This window comes from Mesorhizobium sp. M1E.F.Ca.ET.063.01.1.1, assembly GCF_003998155.1.
Taxonomy (GTDB): Bacteria; Pseudomonadota; Alphaproteobacteria; order Rhizobiales; family Rhizobiaceae; genus Mesorhizobium.
Window position 1 is genome coordinate 1 of record NZ_RZSC01000041.1, and the last position, 18,844, is coordinate 18,844.

Genomic DNA, 18,844 nt, shown 5'->3' on the forward strand with positions numbered 1-18,844 from the left:
GGGCTCAACTCGACCATCTCATTGCTCCTGTTCTCGAGATTGCGCTTCAACAGCCACAATCCTTCAAAACAGAAGCGTCACCCGCAAACCGATCCGCCAAATGCCGCGTTAGCGGCTTCGTTCAATCGGCAAATCGAATTGCAAGAAAACAGCGGCCAAACACTGCAAATCCTGCAATGCCTAATCCATAATTTTCCTCAATCAGCGAGCCAGATCAATGCCTTGCCGATAGTTCACGCGCGACTGATGAGCCTTTTCGGACAGCGGCGGTCGCCTTCCCCGCTTTGGTTCAACCAAATAAGGCCGTCAACGTCCTAGCTGATATCGCTCCGGGCACTGCCTGCATTCATACTGACTCACCTCGTCGGATCTGTCCCCAACCGCGGCGAGCTTCGACGACTTGTTCTTCAAAATATGGCAGGCGGGACACTTGGCTGAACCGTCCATGACCGGCTCGTAAGATCTAAGGCGCTCGCAGGCAAAACTGATATATTCAACACGCTTCGCAATTCGGTTTGCGATATCAGCCAGCCCGCCATGAAGTGGCAAATTCGAAGTCATCATTTTCAGCGTCCTTTCCTTGCGAGCGGCGGACCCATCGGGCGCCACTGAATCACACCATAGGACGCGCGCGCCTAAAAAATTCTGCGCGCACGAAAAAGCCCGCCGAAGCGGGCTCTTGCCTCGGGTTGTCATCCCGCTTACGCAGCCGCGTAAAACGCTTCTCGCAACTGACGCGTCTTGATTTCAACGTCCTCGGCATGGGCGACGACCACTTCCCGTTTCCGGTCAACCAGTGCAAGCGCTGAGACCGGCTTTCGCATAGGATGCCAAATCCTCCAGCAAGCTGGCGACCAGCAGTTCGGTCACGTACCCCAGCCTGGCAAGGTCCATGCCGGCATGGACAAGATCTACACCCATGACGAAGTAGCCAAGACACTGCTCATGACGCGCCGCGGCATCGCGAAAATAGCGAAGCGGCACAGCCTATGCATGGCGACGTTCACAGCCGAAGACACTGAGGGCATCAAACTGGCCATGCGGCCGGTGCCGGAAAACCAGCAGCTATCGACTGTGCGCAGCTATGCCGGCCGAGCAAGGTCAAATCCGTCTCCCCTAAATTGCGCAAGCTGTTCCTTGAGCGCTCCAATCGGCCGTGGGCCAAGCAGCGCCTGAAGGAGGAGTTTGGCGAATGACCGAATGCCCGCAGTGCCTTGGCGCCGGCATCTTGTTTGTTTGCCCGCAGCGGGCGCGAACACACGGCGAGTGCTGCCCAGATGGCACGCATCGGGTCGGATGCCCCGGTAAAACGGTGGAGTGCCCGGACTGTCGCTCAACCGGGCTTGCCTCTCGCCCGTCGATCGGAGACCTTCCAAAAAGGTACGGCAACCGAGACGAATCCATGTGGCTGGTGATTAAGGCCAACGATTCAGACCAAGACACTTGGCTGAAAATGTTCAAGCCACCCTTCGACCCCTATGTTGAATTGATGCCGCATGAGTCGGGCGACCAATTGCTCGTCCTCAAGTCGCAAGAGCTAGACGGCCTCACTTCCCTCAAAGACACCTACAATATCGGTGACGGCATAGTCCGCACGTTGAACGGGGTCGTTGCGGGCATAATGGGAAAGTCATCCGTTGAACCTGACGGGGCCGCTGAAATGCGCGGCGGCAAGCTGATCCGTCATGTGATCCTAAGAGCGGAAACAGCGCATTTTTCTTTTGGCGGACCGTCCGCCGAATTCCACGTCATCATCCGAGACAAGGATGGTAACATCGTTGTCCCGCCGCCCGCTCCGACTACGGCCCAAAGCCGATATACCGCCTCAAGGAACAATGACTTGCTGACCCATGCGCTGAACTATTGCGCAGGCGAGCCCGGCTGGTTCGACCTCTACAAGGCCATGGAATGCCTGGAACAGGCAGGCTTTGGGAAAAAAGACAACGAGATGGCCCGCTTCAGCCGCACAGCAAACTGGTTCCATCGGCATCATGACACCAAGAATCCTCCGCCAGCGAAGCCGATGGATCTGCGGAACGCGCGTCGGCTGCTGCGTGGACGCATCAATCAAGCTCTTGATCATCTTGCCAGGCAAGCCCTGAACCCTACGGATCAGGCCTCCGCTGCTCAGGAGTCCGGGCCCGGTGAGTGAAATGCAAATTGCGATCTTCTCGGGCGGCGGCCCTGCACTCGTGGCAGAACAGCACTTTGATCAGGCTCCAATGCAAGCACGGCTGATCTGGTCCAAGCCGGCGCACAAGCTCTGCAATGTTGAGAACGGCGTGCCGGCGACATGTTAGGCAGTCGACCGATAGCCCTGTGCCTGCCTCGAGTATTCTCCCAAGGGTGTTTTCTGAGAATGGAAACTTTGAGCCCATGGCGATCCTCGTAATTGGGTCGCCGCACCGGAGAGGATTATATTCCTTCACGAGGTGATGTCGGCAAGGGACTCGTGACAGATTTTTTCGCGCCGACCGCGGATGCTTTTGCCTTGACCTTAGCCTCAGCCTCCTTCCGCATCTTAGTGGCGTTCATCTGCTTGCCGCGGTGCTGATTGCAGTGCCAACAGGCGGCGGCCAGATTTTTAAGGCCGTCCTTCCCGCCCTTCATCTTGGGCTTCAAGTGCTCGATAGTCATTGCTAGCTCGCCGGCCTCGGTGAACTCGCGCTCGCAGTACAAGCATCTCCCGCCCTGACGCCTAAAAAGCTCGCGTCGTGCAAATGCTCGGTACTGCGGATCTCTCAGTGTCGGCAAAGCTCCCCCCTCAATAAAAGGAACATGCCTGCGGAGGAACGTCAATCCTTCCATTAGAGGATGCTTGACTAAGCTGTTGGCCGCGCCAGACTCACAGTATGGCGAAGGACATCAAGGTTGGAGACGAGGTCGCGATCACCGCGACTGTGCGCAAGCGCATCACCGAGGATCGGATCAGCGTCCTGATCCCAAGCTATTCGCAGCCGCATTCGATCGTCGATAGGACACCAAACATAAGCAGCGGGCAGAAGATCGAGCTATGGGGGAAGTTCTGCCCGTCGATGAGGACAGTGTGACCGTAGGCAGCAAGGATCTGGGCATCACGGTAAGACTCAATACCGTGCGGCTCGTCACCAGCCACGTCGCCCACAAGAAGGCGCCCAGTTAGAATCTCTTGACTGCCGGGATGGCTTGGACACCATTTGCTCGTGCCTTGAGAGAAGCGGCGCCAGGCACCCTGATAACGCCGCGTGACAACCGACGATGGGGGAGCCCTTACGTCGAAGAAAACGAGCGGCACAGCCGCCCAACACAACCCCACGAACATCAACCAGCTTGCGTTTCCGCTTAAGCGCGTCCGCGACCCAACGTTATTTGGAGAATCCCCTGCCTCTATCTGCTGAATACCAGGACAACGACGTGCTGGTGACCTCCCGCAATCCGCTGAGAGGGTTATTGCCGTTGGCCAGCGAGGAAGAAGACGTCGAGCTATCGCTTGATCGAGGGACCGCGGAACTGCTGATCAGTGCCCTGCTTGAATTCATCATGGCCGGGGAAGGCGGTGATATGCCGACGATCTCAATCGGGAGAGGATGAACGATGCGGCCGGTCATCGGCGTCGGCATGCCATTGCCCGCGCCGGCGCCGGCATGCGCTCAGAGCCCGAAACCGAGCTACTTGAGCAATTGGGAACCCTCCTTCGGGTGGCAATCGATCGAAACGAAAAACCAGCGATAGGTCAACAACGCTGCCTTGTAGAGTCTCAAGCTCGCTCTCAAATAAATTGGGCTTGATTTGAGGGAAATCCATGGACGAGACAGAATTGAAAATAGGCGACGCGGTTCGACACAAGACGGGCGGCCCGAAGATGGTATTTGTCGGCACCAGTCAAACCGGCCAGGCCATCTGTGAATGGTTTGACCGAGGCCCGCAGCAAGACACATTCTCGTTCGCGGCCCTTGAAAAATACGAACCGCCGAAGGCGAGTTTCTCCTTAAGCAGAGCCTGATTTGACCGACCTCCCTGACAACTCGGATTTTCCAGAAGGCGCTCGCGGAGGCAAGGCCGTTCGCGGAGCGCTGAACGTCGTAAGCGGGGCGATCCCATTTGCGGGCGGGCTGTTGGCGGCGGCGGCGGCGGCTTGGTCCGAAAAAGAGCAGGACAGAATCAACGCATTCCTTCGGCACTGGATGCAGATGCTGAGCGAGGAAATGAAGGAAAAGGAGGAGACAATCCTCCAGATCATGTCACGGGTCGACATGACCGACGAGGACGTTGCCAAGCGCGTTGAGAGCCCGGAATATCAGTCTATTTTGAAGAAGTCTTTTCGGGATTGGGCAGGAACCGAAAGCAAGGAGAAGCGAGTTCTTCTCAGGAACCTGCTTGCCAATGCCGCCTCCATTAAGATGGTCAATGACGACGTAGTGCGGCTGTTTCTTGAATGGATTAAGACTTATTCCGAACTTCACTTCGCAGTCGTGGCAAAGATTTATAACGCGCAAGGCATCACCAGAGGTGAAGTATGGACCTCCCTTGGCCGCGAACGCGTGAGAGAGGATTCTGCTGACGCCGATCTGTTCAAGCTGCTTTTTCGGGACTTAAGTACCGGAGGCATTGTCCGTCAGCATCGTGAGACGGATTGGCAGGGCAATTATGTCAAGAAATCCCCACATCGCGCCAAACCAGGTCACGGCAGCCGCCAAATGGTATCTGCATTTGACGACGGCGAGCAATACGAACTAACTGCCCTCGGCCAGCAATTCGTGCACTATGCAATGACGGATGTGCCGGTGAAACTTGAGTTCAACAAAGGTGATATTGATGTTCCATAAGCAGAGGGTTCATTCTTATATCGACATGGTCGTCAAGATATGTTCGGAGCGAGCTCAAGGTTGGGATGAGGGAGCATTCGAAGATGAGTCCCTGGCTAGACTGCGCGGTGATTTGATGAAGGAAATGGACGTGGCCGTACCTGTATTAGAATTCAATAAGCGGGAGGGCAAACGTCGCAAAGAGACGCGCGAGAATACGATTGACGGCCGCAGGCATGAGCGGGACGTTGTTGACGTGATTATTCCGTTCAGTGGCGATTCCGTCGCTTTCGACATCGCCCCGTCAACGCAAACGCTTATGCACGGAACGCGGGCTCATGTCGCGCCAACGAGCCTAACTCTAACCTTCGAAGACAACGACCGTCTGGAGACAAATCTAGCCGACACAGTCCGAGTGATCGAAGCAAACCTGCAGCACTTAGCCAGAGACTTGGAAAGCCTGCCCTCGCAACTGACAGATGCGGTCGACGCGGTTGTAAAAGCGCGGAAAGCGAACATCGATCGTAAACGGGAACTCGATGCGAAGCGCAGCTTCCCTATAAGATAGAAGGGCTCCGGCAAAACAGGCTTGACTCCATGTCGCCGGTCACGACGCAGTCGGTGATCATTGGTGTGCAGTACCACTACACCAACGTGCCGCGGGCGCCGCTCATTACTGCCATCAACACGGTGGCCGTGCCTGCCGCCATGCGAGCCTACCCGTGGTGGGAGAATCCGCTGGGCTGGTCTGGGCGGCTAGTTGAAGGTACGGGAAGGCGTACCGATTTGGAGAGACTGCGTTGACTTTCCGGCGTCACCCCATCTACTCATCCCTCATGACTTACCCTGCCCAAGCCCCAATCCCGACAGTGCGCCAGGCTGGCGCTCTCCGAGATTGGAGCAACTATGGAAAAGAAAAGGGCACGTCGCAGGCGCGACCTTTTGAGGATGAAGCAACGGGCGTTGCGTATCTATCCGCATGATAAGAACGCAACTCAAGCTGAATATCTGGCCGTCTGCTCTTGCTGGATGTGTGGAAATCAACGCAGGAACGATTGGCAGCCGAAAATTGAGCGCCTGACGATGCAGGAGCGTCGATTTTTTGGCCGCGTATAGCTCTGACTTTTGCGAATAGGATGACGAGCAATGGCATCGACCACTCCTACGCCAGCGTCGCCTTGGCGCATTCTGAAGTTGTGTTGGCTTGCCGTGTTCGCCCCGGCACACTTCGAAGAGTTAGAACGGCAAGACAAGATCGTTCTGGATAGCTACAAGCAACCGACGCCGATCCTCGGCATTCAATCAGTTCGGCAGGCTTTCGGGTACTCGGCCGTGTGGGGAGCCTCTGCTGCCATTGTTGGCGCCCTATTAGGATGGGCAACGGCATGGCTTCTTGAGCCGGGATCTTTTGCTTTGGCGTTTGCGGCGTCGTTGGGCACGGGAATTCTTCTGTGGGCAACGCTCGCCCTGAAAGGCTGGGACATCCAAACCTGGGGCGGCGTGAGTTTAACTGAAAGAGTAAATCGCTGGTGGTTTCGCGGCCTCTACTGGATAGGCACTATGCTAGTCGTCATGGCTGCCATATGGGGTGTTCGCTGATTGAATTAGAAACAGGAGTTCGAAAATTGCAGGACGAGAACGAAGACAGCATCGAAGCGATCAGCCTCACTGCGGATATCGTCTCTGCCTACGTGTGCAAGAATCCCCTCCCCGCGGCAGGTCTGCCGGACCTAATCGCATTGATTCATTCATCGCTGTTAGGCATCGGGCAACCCACAAAACCCGAGCCGGTAAGCCAGGCGCCAGCCGTCAACCCGAAGCGTTCAGTGTTCCCGGACCACATCGTCTGCCTTGAGGACGTTCAAATCGCTGAAACGCCATCTCAATGTACACTACGGTCTCACACCGGATGAGTATCGTGCGAAGTGGACACAGGATCGCAATTCAAAATCAACGTGATGGTCGACTGGGACCAATTGCTACGTCATTAGGCGATCTGCTGCCGGTTGTTCGGACACGCAGTTAAGCTAGCATAGCTTGTTCCTCGAACTCGACGGGGCTTAGATAACCCAGTGTCGAGTGCCTTCGACGGGGGTTGTAGAAGCGCTCGATGTAGTCGAACAAGTCCGCCCTGGCGTCATCCCTCGTCCTGTAGACCTTGCGGGCCGTGCGCTCGGTCTTGAGCGAGGAGAAGAAGCTCTCCATCGCAGCATTGTCCCAGACCTTGCCCGATCGGCTCATGGAGCAGGTGATGCCGTGATCGGCCATCAGGCGCTGGAACTGCTCGCTGGTATATTGGCTTCCCTGGTCGGAGTGGTGCAGCAGGCTGTCGGGCTTGCCTCTCCTCCAGATCGCCATCATCAGGGCGTCGGTGACGAGCTGCGCCGTCATTTAATTCCGGGTATCGCAACTGCAGCGCAGGGCAATAGAAAAACGCGGCAGGTAGCCGCGCCTTGAGAGAACCTATTTGTCGAGACACGAGACACAGCCCTTTTTGACCTCACCAATCTGGCGGATCGGGACTGTCAGGAATTCTGTGCGCGGGGCCCGTTTCGTCACTGGCTGACGAACCATTCGCCGAACACGACGGCGAATTGGGTCTTGGCCTCGAACCACTCGCGCGGCGGTCGTTTCCATTCCTCGGCCGCATGGTTGAGCAAGATATAGCAGCTTCATGGCCGCGTCGTCATTGGGGAAGTGGCCGCGCGTTCGAACGGCGCGGCGCAGCTTGGAGTTCAATGCCTCGATAGCGTTGGTGGTATAGATGATGCGGCGCACGCTCTCGGGATAGGCGAAGAATGGCACGACGTGCTCCCAGTTGCGCCGCCAGCTCTGTGTGATCGCCGGATACCGCTGCCCCCAGTCGCCGGTCTCGAAGTCCTCCAGGGCCTTCATGCCGGCTTCGGCGTCCGCGGCCCTGTAGATTGCCCTGAGCGCCGGCACGACGGCCTTGCGGTCCTTCCACGAGACGAACTCCAGCAAGTGGCGGATCAGATGCACGATACAGGTCTGGACGGTCGTCTGCGGAAAGACGGCGCCGATCGCCTCGGGGAAGCCCTTGAGGTCGTCGACGACAGCGATCAGGATGTCGGCTACGCCACGGTTCTTCAGCTCGTTCATGACGCGCAGCCAGAACTTGGCGCCTTCGGTCTGCTCGATCCAGATGCCGAGGATCTCCTTGGCGCCGTCGGGCAAGATGCCGAGGGCGATATAGATCGCCTTGTTGCGCACGAACCCTTCGTCCCGGATCTTGACCCGGATCGCGTCGAAGAAGACGAGCGGATAGCAGATCTCCAGCGGCCGGTTCTGCCACTCGGCCACTTCCTCCAGGACGGCGTCGGTGACGGCCGAGACCAGGTCCGGCGAGACGTCGATGCCGTAGAGCTCTTCCAGATGGCCGCGGATCTCGCGCACGCTCATGCCGCGCGCATACATCGAGACGATCTTGGCGTCGAAGTCGGGAAAGCGCCGCTGGTACCGCGCGATCAGCTTCGGATCGAAGGTTCCCGAACGGTCGCGTGGGATCGACAGCGTCATCTTCGACGTGCCCGTCAAAACCGTCTTCTTCGAATGGCCGTTGCGGCGATTGGCGCCGCCCTCGGTGCGTTCGTCGTCGAGGTGCTCGTCGAGTTCGGCGTTCAGTATCCGCTCCGACAGCGCCTTCTTCAGCTCGTCCAGCAACCCGTCCTTGGCAAACACCTCACCCGGATCGCGGCCCGAAAGCAGTTGGTCCAGAACTTCCTTCTCGATAGCCATGTGATGATTCTCTCCTTTCCATCATCATGGCCCCGCGCACAGAATTCCTGACAGTCCCGGCGGATCACGCAGTCTACGGCGTTTCAAGGAGGAAATGCCTCATTGATAGCATCCCGGCGCCTTTTTCGATGATCATTCTTGCCGACGTATCCTGACAACACCTCCTCGAGTCGCCAGCCATATTTCTTGGCAAGGTCGTTGAAGCCGCCGCCACCGACAGAATTCGCTATCCCTGTAGCGATCGCGAGGCTTCTGCTATCGGTCCATCCGTGTTGCAATGCCAATTCAATGGTGGGCCGCATCTGTGCGAGCCATGCCTGGTTCTGGATATCGCGTGACTCGTTGCTATGAACAAACTTGACCATGCCTTCGCGCCACCATTTTTGGGAGTAACATCCCCATCCAGTATCGTTCCCCTTGTGCTTTCCGGGCCTGCATTTGCTGGAGTAATTATCGACCATCTCATCACGTGAACGCCCAAAGTACTTCTGCGTGTCCATGAGTCTGTAGAGGCTCGCCAAGCCACCCACAGCGAAATTGGCGATGCCAACTGTGCCGCCATCTAAGGCAAAAACTTGCGTGTAATTTTTCGATTTCCCGTCACGGGCGAGGACCTTCCACAGTATTTCTTGCGGGACGTTTGACTGTGCGAATGCGGCATAGCTGTCAAATGTTTTTCCTGCGGCTTCAGCTGGACACCAAGTCTGAACGAAAATTGCTGACGCAATGAGACCTGTCCACACCGAGCGCAACCGAAGAATGTCAGGCATTTTGCTATCCTCCCGTTCCTGCCTTAGTTAGCATCAGGATTTGGCTTTAGGCCACTGGCGCCAACTGACGCAACCTTGCCCTCAACGCTAACAGTGCTGGATGGTCGGGCCGATCCTCCTGGGCTGGGATCACGATGACCTCTGAGAGGCGAAACATCGCGGCAGCCCACCAAGCGCCTCGCCTCGAGCTCCTTCTGAACTCCCAGCCGCCTTCCAGGGCGAGGATGTCCCGTGGGCTCTGTGTGACGCGCTTGATCTCTTGGGTTTCTGTGTGGATGCCGTACATGGCGTTCTTGACCTTGCGCATGGCTCTCCCAAAAAAGAGACGAGGATAGCACGAAGTGGCTGCACTAGTGGAACTGGTGACGAGGCCTGCTGCGGCCCCAAATTCTACCGCCCCTTCCAGGCATTAACGATCGCTTTTTTGACAACCGTAGCGCCTAGCGGCGCTGTCCCTTCGATATCCTCGATGGTCCGCAGCACCGTGTAGTGGTCGATCCTCTCGACATAGCGGCCAGGTTTGACACGCGCCCCGTACAACACAGTGAATATACGATTTCCGAGGCGGTAATCGTCCTCGTCAAACGTAACAATCAAAAGGCTGTTGTGACTACGCGCCCAATTGGCATAGTTGCCCAGATGAGCCTTCAACCATGTATCGGCCTGGGCTATGGTGCCGTCATGCATGTCGTTGGCTAGGTTGGGAATGACGAAGCTAACCGCCGGCAACCGCGCGAAGTCAAGCGGAAATTCGTTCATTGATTTTCCAGTCGCCTTGGCATTTGCGAAGGATTCCCATGGATTGTGCTTGCGAGGCGATCTCGCCTCGGCATAGCCCGAGAACGCCTTGCCGGCAGAATGAAGGCGGGTGGCGAGGTTGGGCGCGGCTACCTCGTGTAACCCATCGTCACGTATCCCATGCGTCGAGCCACTGAACAGCGCCAGGTAGTTGGGCTGGCTGGGATGAGCGACCCCATGCGAATTGGTGAATAGGGCGCCGTTTTTCGCCAGCTTCTGTAGATACAAAGCCACGCCGGGCCGCACGATCTGATCGAAGGAATGGTTCTCCATGACGACGACCACGATATGGTCGTACTTCGGCGGCTCGACGGCCGACGCGACAGTGCCTTGCCCCAAGAGGATACCGCCCGCCAAAATCAGTATTTCCAGAAGCTTGCGACGTTGCTGACACATTCTTCTCTTCTCCATGCTACAACCCGCGAGCAAAGCGCGCCACGATTCCAAAGCGGACGTAGGGCTGCCGTCATATTCGAACCCATGGGCTCCGAAAAACGTCGCGATGGGTCGGCACTGCCATAGGAAGCACTCAAACCTCTGGCAGGGGGGCCCACGCGTGACCGCACGCGCACGGATGCTGCCGCGCAGGTGAGACAGACAAGGCACTTTCCTTCACGGCGGGTCCCTCGCCGGAGTAAAGAAGAAGACTATTACGTAAACCGCAAGGGCGCCGGCTGCCGATATTGCTGCCTTGCCTTCCCAACCGAGCCCCACGTTTAGCATCCCAGGTATATGAGACGCCAAGCCGCCGGCCGCTAACGCGAACGTGGACCGGATCAACTGTGCCTGCAGGACTGTTGGTTTCGGGAATTTGAAAGCCAACCCCAGAGCAGCTATCAATAATAACGAGCCGAGAACGAGGGGCACCAGCCCGGAAAGTACTCCAAGATAGAAAGCACCAATAATAATTCCCAGTAGTAAAGCAGTTGCCGCCGCTGACGTCAGAATATGCCTTGTAAAATTCGAGTATTGTCCATTTACATCGAAATGAAACGTATACGCATCTGTTTGTGGACCTATTTTTGCTCTTTGAGGTTTTTCATCACGATAATACGCAGTCAGCTCAATTGATTGATGTGGCACGCTGCCTGGAATCGATACATTCACCCGGCCTTCTGTGTCTTTGAACTTGGCAAACAGGACACCATCCAACTTAACATCAAGGTCTGACTCTGGCAGCGGATTGTCGTGCCTATCTCTAATGAAGATGCAAACCATCCTATCCATTTAGCAGCAGAACCTGACGCTATGACCATCCTGCGTGCATATTACGCAGGGGCTTCCAACTTCTCCATTAGCGCATTCAACACGACACTTGCTAAAGTGAAACCGTTTGGAACCCGATGCTTGTATCTCGATTTCCCGCTTGTTGAGCAGAGCGATCTTAAGGGTGGCTTCCTGCGCAAGACCGGTCACGCGAATTTCAATATTGGGGCCTTTTTTGCTGAAGATGAAGGATAGTGGCAACGCAGCATTTTCTCCGAATGCCACGACTTCCTTGAACTGGCCCGTCGACAAGCGCACTTTCCTGCTTATCGAAATGCCACGCGATGACAGAATTGGCAATGAAAGGTGCGGAATTTCCGTATCAGCCAATTGCTGGCTGCCGGCTACAGAAAAATACATCAGCTAATCCTTCTTCTGACACTGCCGCCGAGGCGGACTAGCGTCCCGGATCAGGGGCAACGGACGAGTCCAAATCAACCTTCAGTGTCTGAGGGGACCTGCTGCTAATCACGGCATTCTGCGCAAGTTGCCAAATGAACGCGCCCGTGAAGCCCGATCCCGAAGGATGAGAATCGGGGAAGTTGTTACCTGGGACAGCATGCGTGTCGGCCGTGAGAACTTTGAAGGCCCAGATACGCGCTGCGGGACGCAGCGCATGTACCTCTTGGGCAAAGCCATGCGAGCAATATATGCCAGGGCCGAAGCCACTTGCTGCCACCGTATCAACCCAGGAACCTACATAGCCCCGCTGGACGGGCGAGAAGGGTGGACCATTCTCAAGGTCAAGATACACATATGTTCCTTCTGCGAACCCAGCCGAATTCATCAGGGCCGCGGCCTGCAGACCATCCGTTCGACCCTGAGGATCTGAGGATAACTTACTCCCCTTTCCCACCACCTGCTGCCCGACATAAAGCGGCGCAAGACCCCACCCTTGTTGTACCAGCTCGGCCCGGTGAGGCATCCAGTCCCTCCCAGAATGACTTGGCGCGGGAGCCAGATAAAAGCCACACCAGCGAAGGTTCGTGTTTGACTTGAGCCAACTGGTCGCAGCAAGCCCTGGAAACGCCGATGAATCGAATCCAGCAAACCCCGACATCTGTACCCTCCTTTGATGACGCTAATGCCGGTTTGGCCGGCTATGGCTTCAAGGCGCCGTCAGTTGCCCATTTGTGGATCGTGTCGTCAGCCACTTCGAAATGCATGGTGTCGGAAAAGCTGATGCCCGAATACCAACCAGCTCCGTTGAAGAATGGCAGCAAGACGGCAATGAAGCGCGGTATCATGCCGTGGGTGTTCGCCGGTGGATCGTGCCCGACTAACCGGAAGTCGATCGCAGTACCCCAGGAGTGGTTGCTTATTTTTGTCGACGGGTGACCGTTGGTGGGCCTGCGGTAGCGAACCGCGAGCATCCCGTCATCGTCCAACACGCTTTCGAGGTCATGGCCCGCCTGGTCCTCCTGAGCGAACGCGTCTTTCAAAATGCCGGCAAGGCTCGCTATTGCCGGTTTGATCCCGGTTGGCGCTGCGTTGATTGAGAGACGTTCAGTTACCTTGAGCGCCTTAACAAGCGGGCTTGCTCTGTCGGGCTGATCTTGGATAGTCAGCGGCATCTCGGGAGACCCGAGCGCAGAGATCATCGTCTCTTCGCGTGCCGGCTTCAAGCCTACGTTGATAGGGAGAAGACCCTGCAAAGGGACCATCGCCGCATAATAGGCCAATTCGCCCTGCGCCACTTTCGACTTCTTAGCCATACTCAATCCCCTCATCTATTGGCCGCCGGTATATTAGAGTGCAGGCAAGGCAAGGATCCCCATGCTCGCGCTTGACAATACCTTGTTGATTGCTGTCCAAAGCACGTTCACTGCGGCGTTCCAAACTTTTTCAATTGTTAGTATTGTTAGTGCAGCTATGTCCGCGGCTAAATTCCTCACAGAGTCGGCCAACTGGTCTACGAACAGGTGCTGTAACACAGCATCATTCTTAAGTGCACCTGCAACGCTACTTTCGGCTATCCATGCCGCCTGTTGCGCCATCATTTTGGCTTGCTGCGCGACCAATGTAGATATTGTGGTCCAGCCTTGCTTTGCCTGCTTCTGGATAGCGGAGACCAGCGCGTTGACCGTGCCATTGATATCGAAGCTAAAAGCCACAGATCCTCTCCTATCGCTGCAGAGCTGTCTCGAACACGAGAATGCGGCTCATCTCTATTTCATACTGGCCTTTGAACCCGCTCTGGCCATTAAAGCCGTTCACGACCTCCGCTTCGAGCTTGCCCTGTTGATGTTTGTCACGTATTGCTTTCAACAGAATGACAATATTGTCCAAGTGATGAGGCGTCGGATTGACACAGTTTGTGGGATCATTCCCGCAAACTCCTTGCAAGTGAGTCACACCTAAAAGCCGCTGACTTGGAGATGGCACCGGTCGTGAGGCCGTAGTTATCCTTGCAGCAGAGAAACCGCCAATAAGCTGATCATAAGTCGGCTTGTACTTTTGGAACTCACCGGATTCTGCTCCTTTAGATAAGGATGAAAATAGCGTTTCCGTCTTTACATTGAGTTCGGAAAGGCTCGTGTACGTTGCTTGGTCGTACGCCGGCGACAGTTGGATGGAGCAACCGGAGGTGGTGAATAGGAGCAGAAACGCGGCAAACAGCAATCGTGCGATGTTCGCGCTCGTGAGTGTGGATAGACGTCCGAACTCGCGAAGCTGCAACCTGCATGCGGGATTTTGAGCATTCCTGAAGTAGTTTCCGCGTGAGCGCGTCTCACGCGCAGGGATGACATTATCGGCGATCATCGCGCAATCCCCTACCCATTGCCGAGCAATAGTTGCAGTCGAGCTAAAATACGTCACCTGTCCGATCGGACAGTTGACGTTCATGTTGGCTGTGCGTGGGACATTTACGCGCGAGAGAAGTGTGATGCTCGCAATCAGACATGCAGAAAAATACCCCACTAGCCTGTGCCGCGGGGGGTTTGAAGGGATTTTCCCGATGTCAGGTTCCGACTGGCCAACTCTTGGATAGTGTGCCTTGGTGCGAGGCGTAGTCGCCTATGGCCAAGTCTGCGCTGTGCCCTGGAATGCGCGGCTCATGAATCCCGCCGCTTTCGTCCATTTGCCACCAGGGTCTGGAAATGGAGCCCCAGGGTCGCTAGGGGGCAGGTAATCGCCGTGGTTATATCCAAGGTTGTCTGCGATTTGCCACGGCGGCACGGTGGCGCCAATCGACTGAGGCGGCCCGCCATATCCTAAAGCCGGCTCAAATAGTTTGTGGTCAAGATGCATCTGGTCGGCGACGGCGCGCCACTGCAGGCTGGCGGCTTCTGCTGTCTCCTGGGCGAAGGCGGTGGCGATGAAGGCCGAGACGACGCGACGGCCGCTCTTGCCGGCATGGGCCAGCACATTGCGGGCGAAATGAACCCTGCAGCGTTGCCAGGTGGCGCACAGCACCTTGGAGACCGCTGCCTTGATGCCTTCGTGAGCATCGGAGACGACCAGCTTGACACCACTGAGGCCGCGCCGGGTCAACTTGCGCAGGAACTCCGTCCAGATCGGTTCGGCTTCCGAGGTGCCGATCTCCATGCCCAGCACCTCGCGTCGGCCGTCGGCGTTGACGCCCACGGCAATGATGACGGCGACCGAGACGATGCGGCCACCGCGGCGCACCTTCAGGTAGGTGGCATCAATCCATAGGTATGGCCAGTCGCCTTCGATCGGGCGTTCGAGGAAGGCCTTCACCTTACCGTCGATCTCCTCGCACAGTCGGCTGACCTGGCTCTTGGAAATGCCGCTCATCCCCATCGCCTTGACCAGATCATCGACCGAGCGGGTTGAGATGCCCTGGATGTAGGCTTCCTGGATCACCGCGGTGAGCGCCTTCTCGGCCATGCGCCGCGGCTCTAGGAACGAGGGGAAGTAAGAGCCCTTCCTGAGCTTGGGGATGCGCAGCTCTACCGTTCCCGCCCGAGTCTCCCAGTCCCTGTCGCGGTAGCCATTGCGCTGGGCGGTCCGCAGCGCGCTCTTCTCGCCATAGCCGGCGCCCGTCGCGGCACCCACCTCCAACTCCATCAGCCGCTCGGCGGCAAAGCCGATCATCTCGCGCAAAAGATCGGTGTCGGGGGTCTTCTCCACGAGCGCGCGCAGGTTCATCATGTCGTCGGTCATCGGTCGTTCCTTCGAATCAGGTTGGTCTCAGCAACCCGACCCTACCGGGGAACATCGATGACCGCCGCTATCGCCGCTCGCTCGCTACAGCGCTGTTGACGGCGCGCTCGCGAGCGACTTCGCCACCGCCGAGCTACACCACGCGGCGGGACACGATCCCTCGATAGACCTTGGTGGCGTCAACGACGCCCAAACGCAGCCGTTCCCAATGCGCCAATTGATGAAACGATAGTCCCTATATTGTCCGGGCTAAGCAACATGATAGGTCCCCCCTTCGTCTTATCACCGTTGCGTACGCGCACTCGGTTCATTGGTCGGAGGGCGCCATTGAACTACTTTCAAGCGCTTAGCAGGCAAACTGAGGATCGAAGGCTAGGCTCCCCGAACCAGCAGCGAATGGTTAATGCTGACAACCTTGCGGTCGCAGCGTCGCTTCCTCCAAGTCGATGATTGCAGTGTTGCTAAAATACGTCGCCTGTCCGATCGGACAGTTGACGCGTCTATGGATGGATCAAACGCTTGCGGACTGCTTCAACGACCGCCTGGGTGGTTGTGGCAACCCCAAAAGCTTCGCGCGCCCGCATGGTGTGCCATTTGACGGTTCGCTCTGTAAGGCCGACAATCTGAGACGTTTCAGATGATGTCTTGCCTGCGGCGGCCCATAGAAGCACCTCCTTTTCGCGCTCCGTCAAGACACCGTCCGTTTCGTCGCCACCGCCCGATAAGGCCTGAATTGACATGCCAGCGTACACTGCCATGGTGACCAGCTGGACTTGCTGGCGTGGCGACAGATTGCAGGTCTTTTGCGAGGAGGCGAACGATAGAACCGACTGCCAATGATGTACGCTGAGCATGGGCACGGCAAAACCACTGCAGATCCCGAATTCAGTCGCTTCTCCAGCAACACGGCGCGAGCCTTCGGTCGCGGACCATTTAGCCGGGACATCGGCCCAGACAAACGGCTTCAAAGTCTTCGCCGAATAGATGCAAACGCCGTCTACAGCCGCGTGTTCGGCTTCAACATAGCGATCAAACCAGCCTGCCGGCCAGCCATTCAATTCGACCATTGGTGCGAGCTTTTGCCCGCCGAGCGGCACACCGCTTAAGATCAGGTGCTCAAAGCCAAGGTTACGCACCGTTTCCAGGAGGTCGCTCAAGAGCGGCCCCGTTGCCGTATGCTTCCGGCAGCGTTCAACAAAGTCGAATACATCTGAATCGATCATGCCGAAGGCCCCACAGCGACATGCACAGATGCTAGTTTAGCAACATATTATAAATTGGGGGATATTTTTTGTCAGAAACGTGGTGCTTTTTTTGTCCACTTTGGATATGCGGGATTTGGGTGGACCACCCTGTTTGCGAACCGCCCATTGAAGCGAAGCAGATGCCTTTGCCATGGCAAAGACCACTCGTCGCTCCTAAGAAACGACTGGTCTGCGCGAATCTGCATCGCCTGAGCCCAAGCAATCGACGGCGTTGTTTGAACACATCCGTTCACATGGGACTAATTCTCAGGTGAACGCAGAGTACCCTGCTTGCCATTGTACCGGTTGCCTTTAGGGGACACCGGTCTTCGCTTTAACCCGGAGCCTTGACCCACTTGCTGCTCCTGGCCCTTTTGGAGGGCACTTTGCGGGTCGCTTTGCGACCGAGACCTGCGGCTTTGGCAAGCGCCGACCTCTGGGCAGCATAATTTGGCGCAACCATAGGATATTCCTTCTGCAGTCCCCACTTGGCCCTATAGTCGTCCGGCGTCATGTCGAAATGAACGCTCAGGTGCCTTTTCAGCGATTTGAACTTCCTTCCGTCTTCTAAGCAAATAATGTAGTCGGGGAATACTGACCGCTTCGGGTTGACGGCAGGAACCACGGCAGGTGTCGCCGCTGCCACAGGTCTGGTAAGGGCTAGCAACGCGGAGTTAACGCTTGCAATAAGGTCTGAGAGACCAGCGACAGGAGCCGCATTGTTCCGGACATAAGCAGCGACGATGTCGACCGTGAGGCTCAAAAGATCGTTACTCGAAAGGGTTCCGGCGTCGCCTGACATGTAACACACTCCCCTTTTGCTGTTGCTGACTTTGCCGTCTGGAAATCCCGGTAGCGAAAACTCAAAACACACCCCTCCAAGAGATACACTGAATCTCGGCAGCACTACAGGGTATGCAACTCGACATCTTTCTTGCCCGCACGAATCCAGGGTTCTGAGAACAGCTGGAGCATTGGCTTCCGAAAAAGCTCGGTTTCAGCGGGCAGACACTTAAAGAGCATGCATGCATTTCCTGTTCCAGATCAAATGTTCATTGTGGTCTCGATTATCCGCTCTGACCTTGCCCCACTGATCTAATCCGGTTTGAAGTTCGTTCTGGCCCATCGAGAGGACCAGGACATGAAGCGCAGCCGCTTCTCTGAAGAGCAGATCATTGGAATTTTGAAGGAGCATGAGGCCGGGGTCTCGGTCGCCGATCTGTGTCGAAAGCACGGCGTCAGCGATGCTTCGATCTACAACTGGAAGGCCCGCTTTGGCGGGATGGATGTCTCCGAGGCCCGGCGACTGAAGGCGCTGGAGGACGAGAACACGCGGCTGAAGCGGCTTCTGGCCGACGCCATGCTCGACAATGCCGCGCTGAAGGATCTCGTGGGAAAGAAATGGTGACGCCCGCGGCCAAGCGGAAAGCTGTCGCTCACCTGAAGGAAGGCTTCGGGATGAGCGAACGGCGGGCGTGTAAAGCCATCGGCTGTTGCCGCATGACGGTTCGCTACGAGACCAGCAGGCCGGACGACCGCGAGGTTCGCGAGCGGATGAAGGCGATCGCGCAGGAGCGTCGCCGGTTCGGCTACCGGCGTCTTCTTGTGATGCTGAGGCGGGAGGGCCTGGTCGTGAACCACAAGAAGCTGTTCCGGCTCTATCGGGAGGAGAAGCTCGCCGTTCGCCGCCGTGGCGGCCGCAAGCGGGCGATCGGGACCAGGGCGCCGATGCTGCTGCCGCTGAGGCCCGACGAGCGCTGGTCGCTCGACTTCGTATCGGACCAGCTCACCGACGGGCGCCGCTTCCGCATCCTGGCCGTCGTCGACGACTGCACGAGAGAGTGCCTGGCACTCATCGTTGATACGTCTCTCTCGGGCATGCGGGTTGCCCGCGAACTGGACCGGCTCATCACCGAGCGCGGCCGGCCGAGGATGATCGTCAGCGAGAATGGCAGCGAGTTCACCTCCAACGCCATCCTCGCCTGGGCGGATCAGAACCGCGTCGAATGGCATTACATTGCGCCCGGCAAGCCGATGCAGAATGGCTTCATCGAGAGCTTCAACGGCCGACTGCGCGATGAACTGCTCAACGAGA

The 18,844-nt window shown here is 56.9% G+C and carries 22 protein-coding genes and 5 pseudogenes; 12 read left to right on the forward strand and 15 right to left on the reverse strand.

Annotated elements, in window-relative coordinates; translation table 11 throughout:
• Nucleotides 1-318 (forward strand): hypothetical protein (locus EOA29_RS42185; RefSeq protein WP_210213117.1); only part of this gene is annotated, 318 nt, incomplete at its 5' end.
• Between the two features lie 471 nt (nt 319-789).
• Here EOA29_RS42185 and EOA29_RS42190 read toward each other — a convergent pair.
• Nucleotides 790-984 carry a hypothetical protein gene (locus tag EOA29_RS42190; protein ID WP_210213118.1) on the reverse strand — a complete coding sequence of 65 codons (195 nt, stop codon included), beginning with the start codon at nt 982-984 and terminating at the stop codon, nt 790-792.
• A 418-nt stretch (nt 985-1,402) separates the two neighbouring features.
• Here EOA29_RS42190 and EOA29_RS05900 point away from each other — a divergent pair, with 418 nt between their 5' ends.
• On the forward strand, nt 1,403-2,152 hold the full coding sequence (locus EOA29_RS05900; protein ID WP_127220448.1) for a hypothetical protein: 750 nt from the start codon (nt 1,403-1,405) through the stop codon (nt 2,150-2,152).
• 263 nt (nt 2,153-2,415) lie between these two features.
• Here the strand turns inward: EOA29_RS05900 and EOA29_RS43765 are convergent, their stop codons facing one another.
• Nucleotides 2,416-2,808 (reverse strand): HNH endonuclease signature motif containing protein, encoded by a 393-nt coding sequence (locus tag EOA29_RS43765; protein WP_127220450.1) that lies wholly within the window; start codon nt 2,806-2,808, stop codon nt 2,416-2,418.
• Between the two features lie 44 nt (nt 2,809-2,852).
• On the opposite strand from EOA29_RS43765, the gene EOA29_RS05910 reads away from it, so the two are divergent.
• The 9 genes and pseudogenes from EOA29_RS05910 to EOA29_RS05950 form a co-directional block, all read left to right on the forward strand.
• Complete coding sequence (locus tag EOA29_RS05910) at nt 2,853-3,050, forward strand: hypothetical protein (RefSeq protein ID WP_348628857.1); 198 nt, start codon at nt 2,853-2,855, stop codon at nt 3,048-3,050.
• Between the two features lie 343 nt (nt 3,051-3,393).
• A complete protein-coding gene (locus tag EOA29_RS05915) occupies nt 3,394-3,570 on the forward strand; it encodes a hypothetical protein (RefSeq protein WP_245468422.1) in 177 nt (58 codons plus the stop codon).
• Between the two features lie 211 nt (nt 3,571-3,781).
• Nucleotides 3,782-3,982 (forward strand): DUF2158 domain-containing protein, encoded by a 201-nt coding sequence (locus EOA29_RS05920; protein ID WP_127220454.1) that lies wholly within the window; start codon nt 3,782-3,784, stop codon nt 3,980-3,982.
• 1 nt (nt 3,983) lies between these two features.
• On the forward strand, nt 3,984-4,805 hold the full coding sequence (locus EOA29_RS05925) for a hypothetical protein (protein WP_127220456.1): 822 nt from the start codon (nt 3,984-3,986) through the stop codon (nt 4,803-4,805).
• Nucleotides 4,795-5,352, forward strand: coding sequence for a hypothetical protein (locus EOA29_RS05930; protein ID WP_127220457.1), 558 nt, complete (start codon nt 4,795-4,797; stop codon nt 5,350-5,352). Before EOA29_RS05925 ends, EOA29_RS05930 begins: the two co-directional genes overlap by 11 nt.
• 29 nt (nt 5,353-5,381) lie before the next feature.
• A complete protein-coding gene (locus EOA29_RS05935) occupies nt 5,382-5,588 on the forward strand; it encodes a hypothetical protein (RefSeq protein WP_127220459.1) in 207 nt (68 codons plus the stop codon).
• Nucleotides 5,589-5,690: 102 nt separating this feature from the next.
• Nucleotides 5,691-5,900: a hypothetical protein gene (locus EOA29_RS05940; RefSeq protein ID WP_127220461.1), complete on the forward strand. Its 210-nt coding sequence runs from the start codon at nt 5,691-5,693 to the stop codon at nt 5,898-5,900.
• 30 nt (nt 5,901-5,930) lie between these two features.
• A complete protein-coding gene (locus EOA29_RS05945) occupies nt 5,931-6,383 on the forward strand; it encodes a hypothetical protein (protein WP_127220463.1) in 453 nt (150 codons plus the stop codon).
• Nucleotides 6,368-6,713: pseudogene (locus EOA29_RS05950) on the forward strand (MucR family transcriptional regulator); the annotation flags it as partial. The gene EOA29_RS05945 and the pseudogene EOA29_RS05950, both read left to right, overlap by 16 nt.
• Before the next feature lie 93 nt (nt 6,714-6,806).
• On the opposite strand, the pseudogene EOA29_RS05955 reads toward EOA29_RS05950, so the two are convergent.
• The 13 genes and pseudogenes from EOA29_RS05955 to EOA29_RS06020 form a co-directional block, all read right to left on the reverse strand.
• Nucleotides 6,807-7,265, reverse strand: a pseudogene (locus tag EOA29_RS05955) (IS3 family transposase); the annotation flags it as partial.
• A gap of 74 nt (nt 7,266-7,339) precedes the next feature.
• A pseudogene (locus EOA29_RS05960) lies at nt 7,340-8,540 on the reverse strand (IS256 family transposase).
• An 83-nt stretch (nt 8,541-8,623) separates the two neighbouring features.
• A complete protein-coding gene (locus EOA29_RS05965; RefSeq protein ID WP_127220465.1) occupies nt 8,624-9,310 on the reverse strand; it encodes a hypothetical protein in 687 nt (228 codons plus the stop codon).
• A gap of 46 nt (nt 9,311-9,356) precedes the next feature.
• A complete protein-coding gene (locus EOA29_RS05970) occupies nt 9,357-9,617 on the reverse strand; it encodes a hypothetical protein (RefSeq protein ID WP_127220467.1) in 261 nt (86 codons plus the stop codon).
• Between the two features lie 83 nt (nt 9,618-9,700).
• Nucleotides 9,701-10,519 (reverse strand): alkaline phosphatase family protein, encoded by an 819-nt coding sequence (locus EOA29_RS05975; protein ID WP_127220469.1) that lies wholly within the window; start codon nt 10,517-10,519, stop codon nt 9,701-9,703.
• Nucleotides 10,520-10,720: 201 nt separating this feature from the next.
• Nucleotides 10,721-11,326 (reverse strand): hypothetical protein, encoded by a 606-nt coding sequence (locus EOA29_RS05980; protein WP_127220471.1) that lies wholly within the window; start codon nt 11,324-11,326, stop codon nt 10,721-10,723.
• A gap of 9 nt (nt 11,327-11,335) precedes the next feature.
• On the reverse strand, nt 11,336-11,734 hold the full coding sequence (locus tag EOA29_RS05985; protein WP_127220473.1) for a hypothetical protein: 399 nt from the start codon (nt 11,732-11,734) through the stop codon (nt 11,336-11,338).
• Between the two features lie 740 nt (nt 11,735-12,474).
• A complete protein-coding gene (locus EOA29_RS05995; protein WP_189478832.1) occupies nt 12,475-13,089 on the reverse strand; it encodes a M15 family metallopeptidase in 615 nt (204 codons plus the stop codon).
• Nucleotides 13,090-13,122: 33 nt separating this feature from the next.
• Nucleotides 13,123-13,488, reverse strand: coding sequence for a hypothetical protein (locus tag EOA29_RS06000; protein WP_127220479.1), 366 nt, complete (start codon nt 13,486-13,488; stop codon nt 13,123-13,125).
• Nucleotides 13,489-13,498: 10 nt separating this feature from the next.
• Entirely contained in the window at nt 13,499-14,137 is a 639-nt protein-coding gene (locus EOA29_RS06005; RefSeq protein ID WP_127220481.1) for a hypothetical protein, read from the reverse strand.
• A gap of 486 nt (nt 14,138-14,623) precedes the next feature.
• Nucleotides 14,624-15,505, reverse strand: a pseudogene (locus tag EOA29_RS06010) (IS256 family transposase); the annotation flags it as partial.
• Between the two features lie 500 nt (nt 15,506-16,005).
• The gene (locus EOA29_RS06015; protein ID WP_127220483.1) at nt 16,006-16,728 is read right to left on the reverse strand and encodes a LuxR family transcriptional regulator; all 723 of its coding nucleotides are present in this window, start codon (nt 16,726-16,728) and stop codon (nt 16,006-16,008) included.
• 355 nt (nt 16,729-17,083) lie between these two features.
• Nucleotides 17,084-17,551 (reverse strand): MucR family transcriptional regulator, encoded by a 468-nt coding sequence (locus EOA29_RS06020; protein WP_127220485.1) that lies wholly within the window; start codon nt 17,549-17,551, stop codon nt 17,084-17,086.
• Between the two features lie 339 nt (nt 17,552-17,890).
• Here EOA29_RS06020 and EOA29_RS06025 point away from each other — a divergent pair.
• Nucleotides 17,891-18,844, forward strand: a pseudogene (locus tag EOA29_RS06025) (IS3 family transposase); the annotation flags it as partial.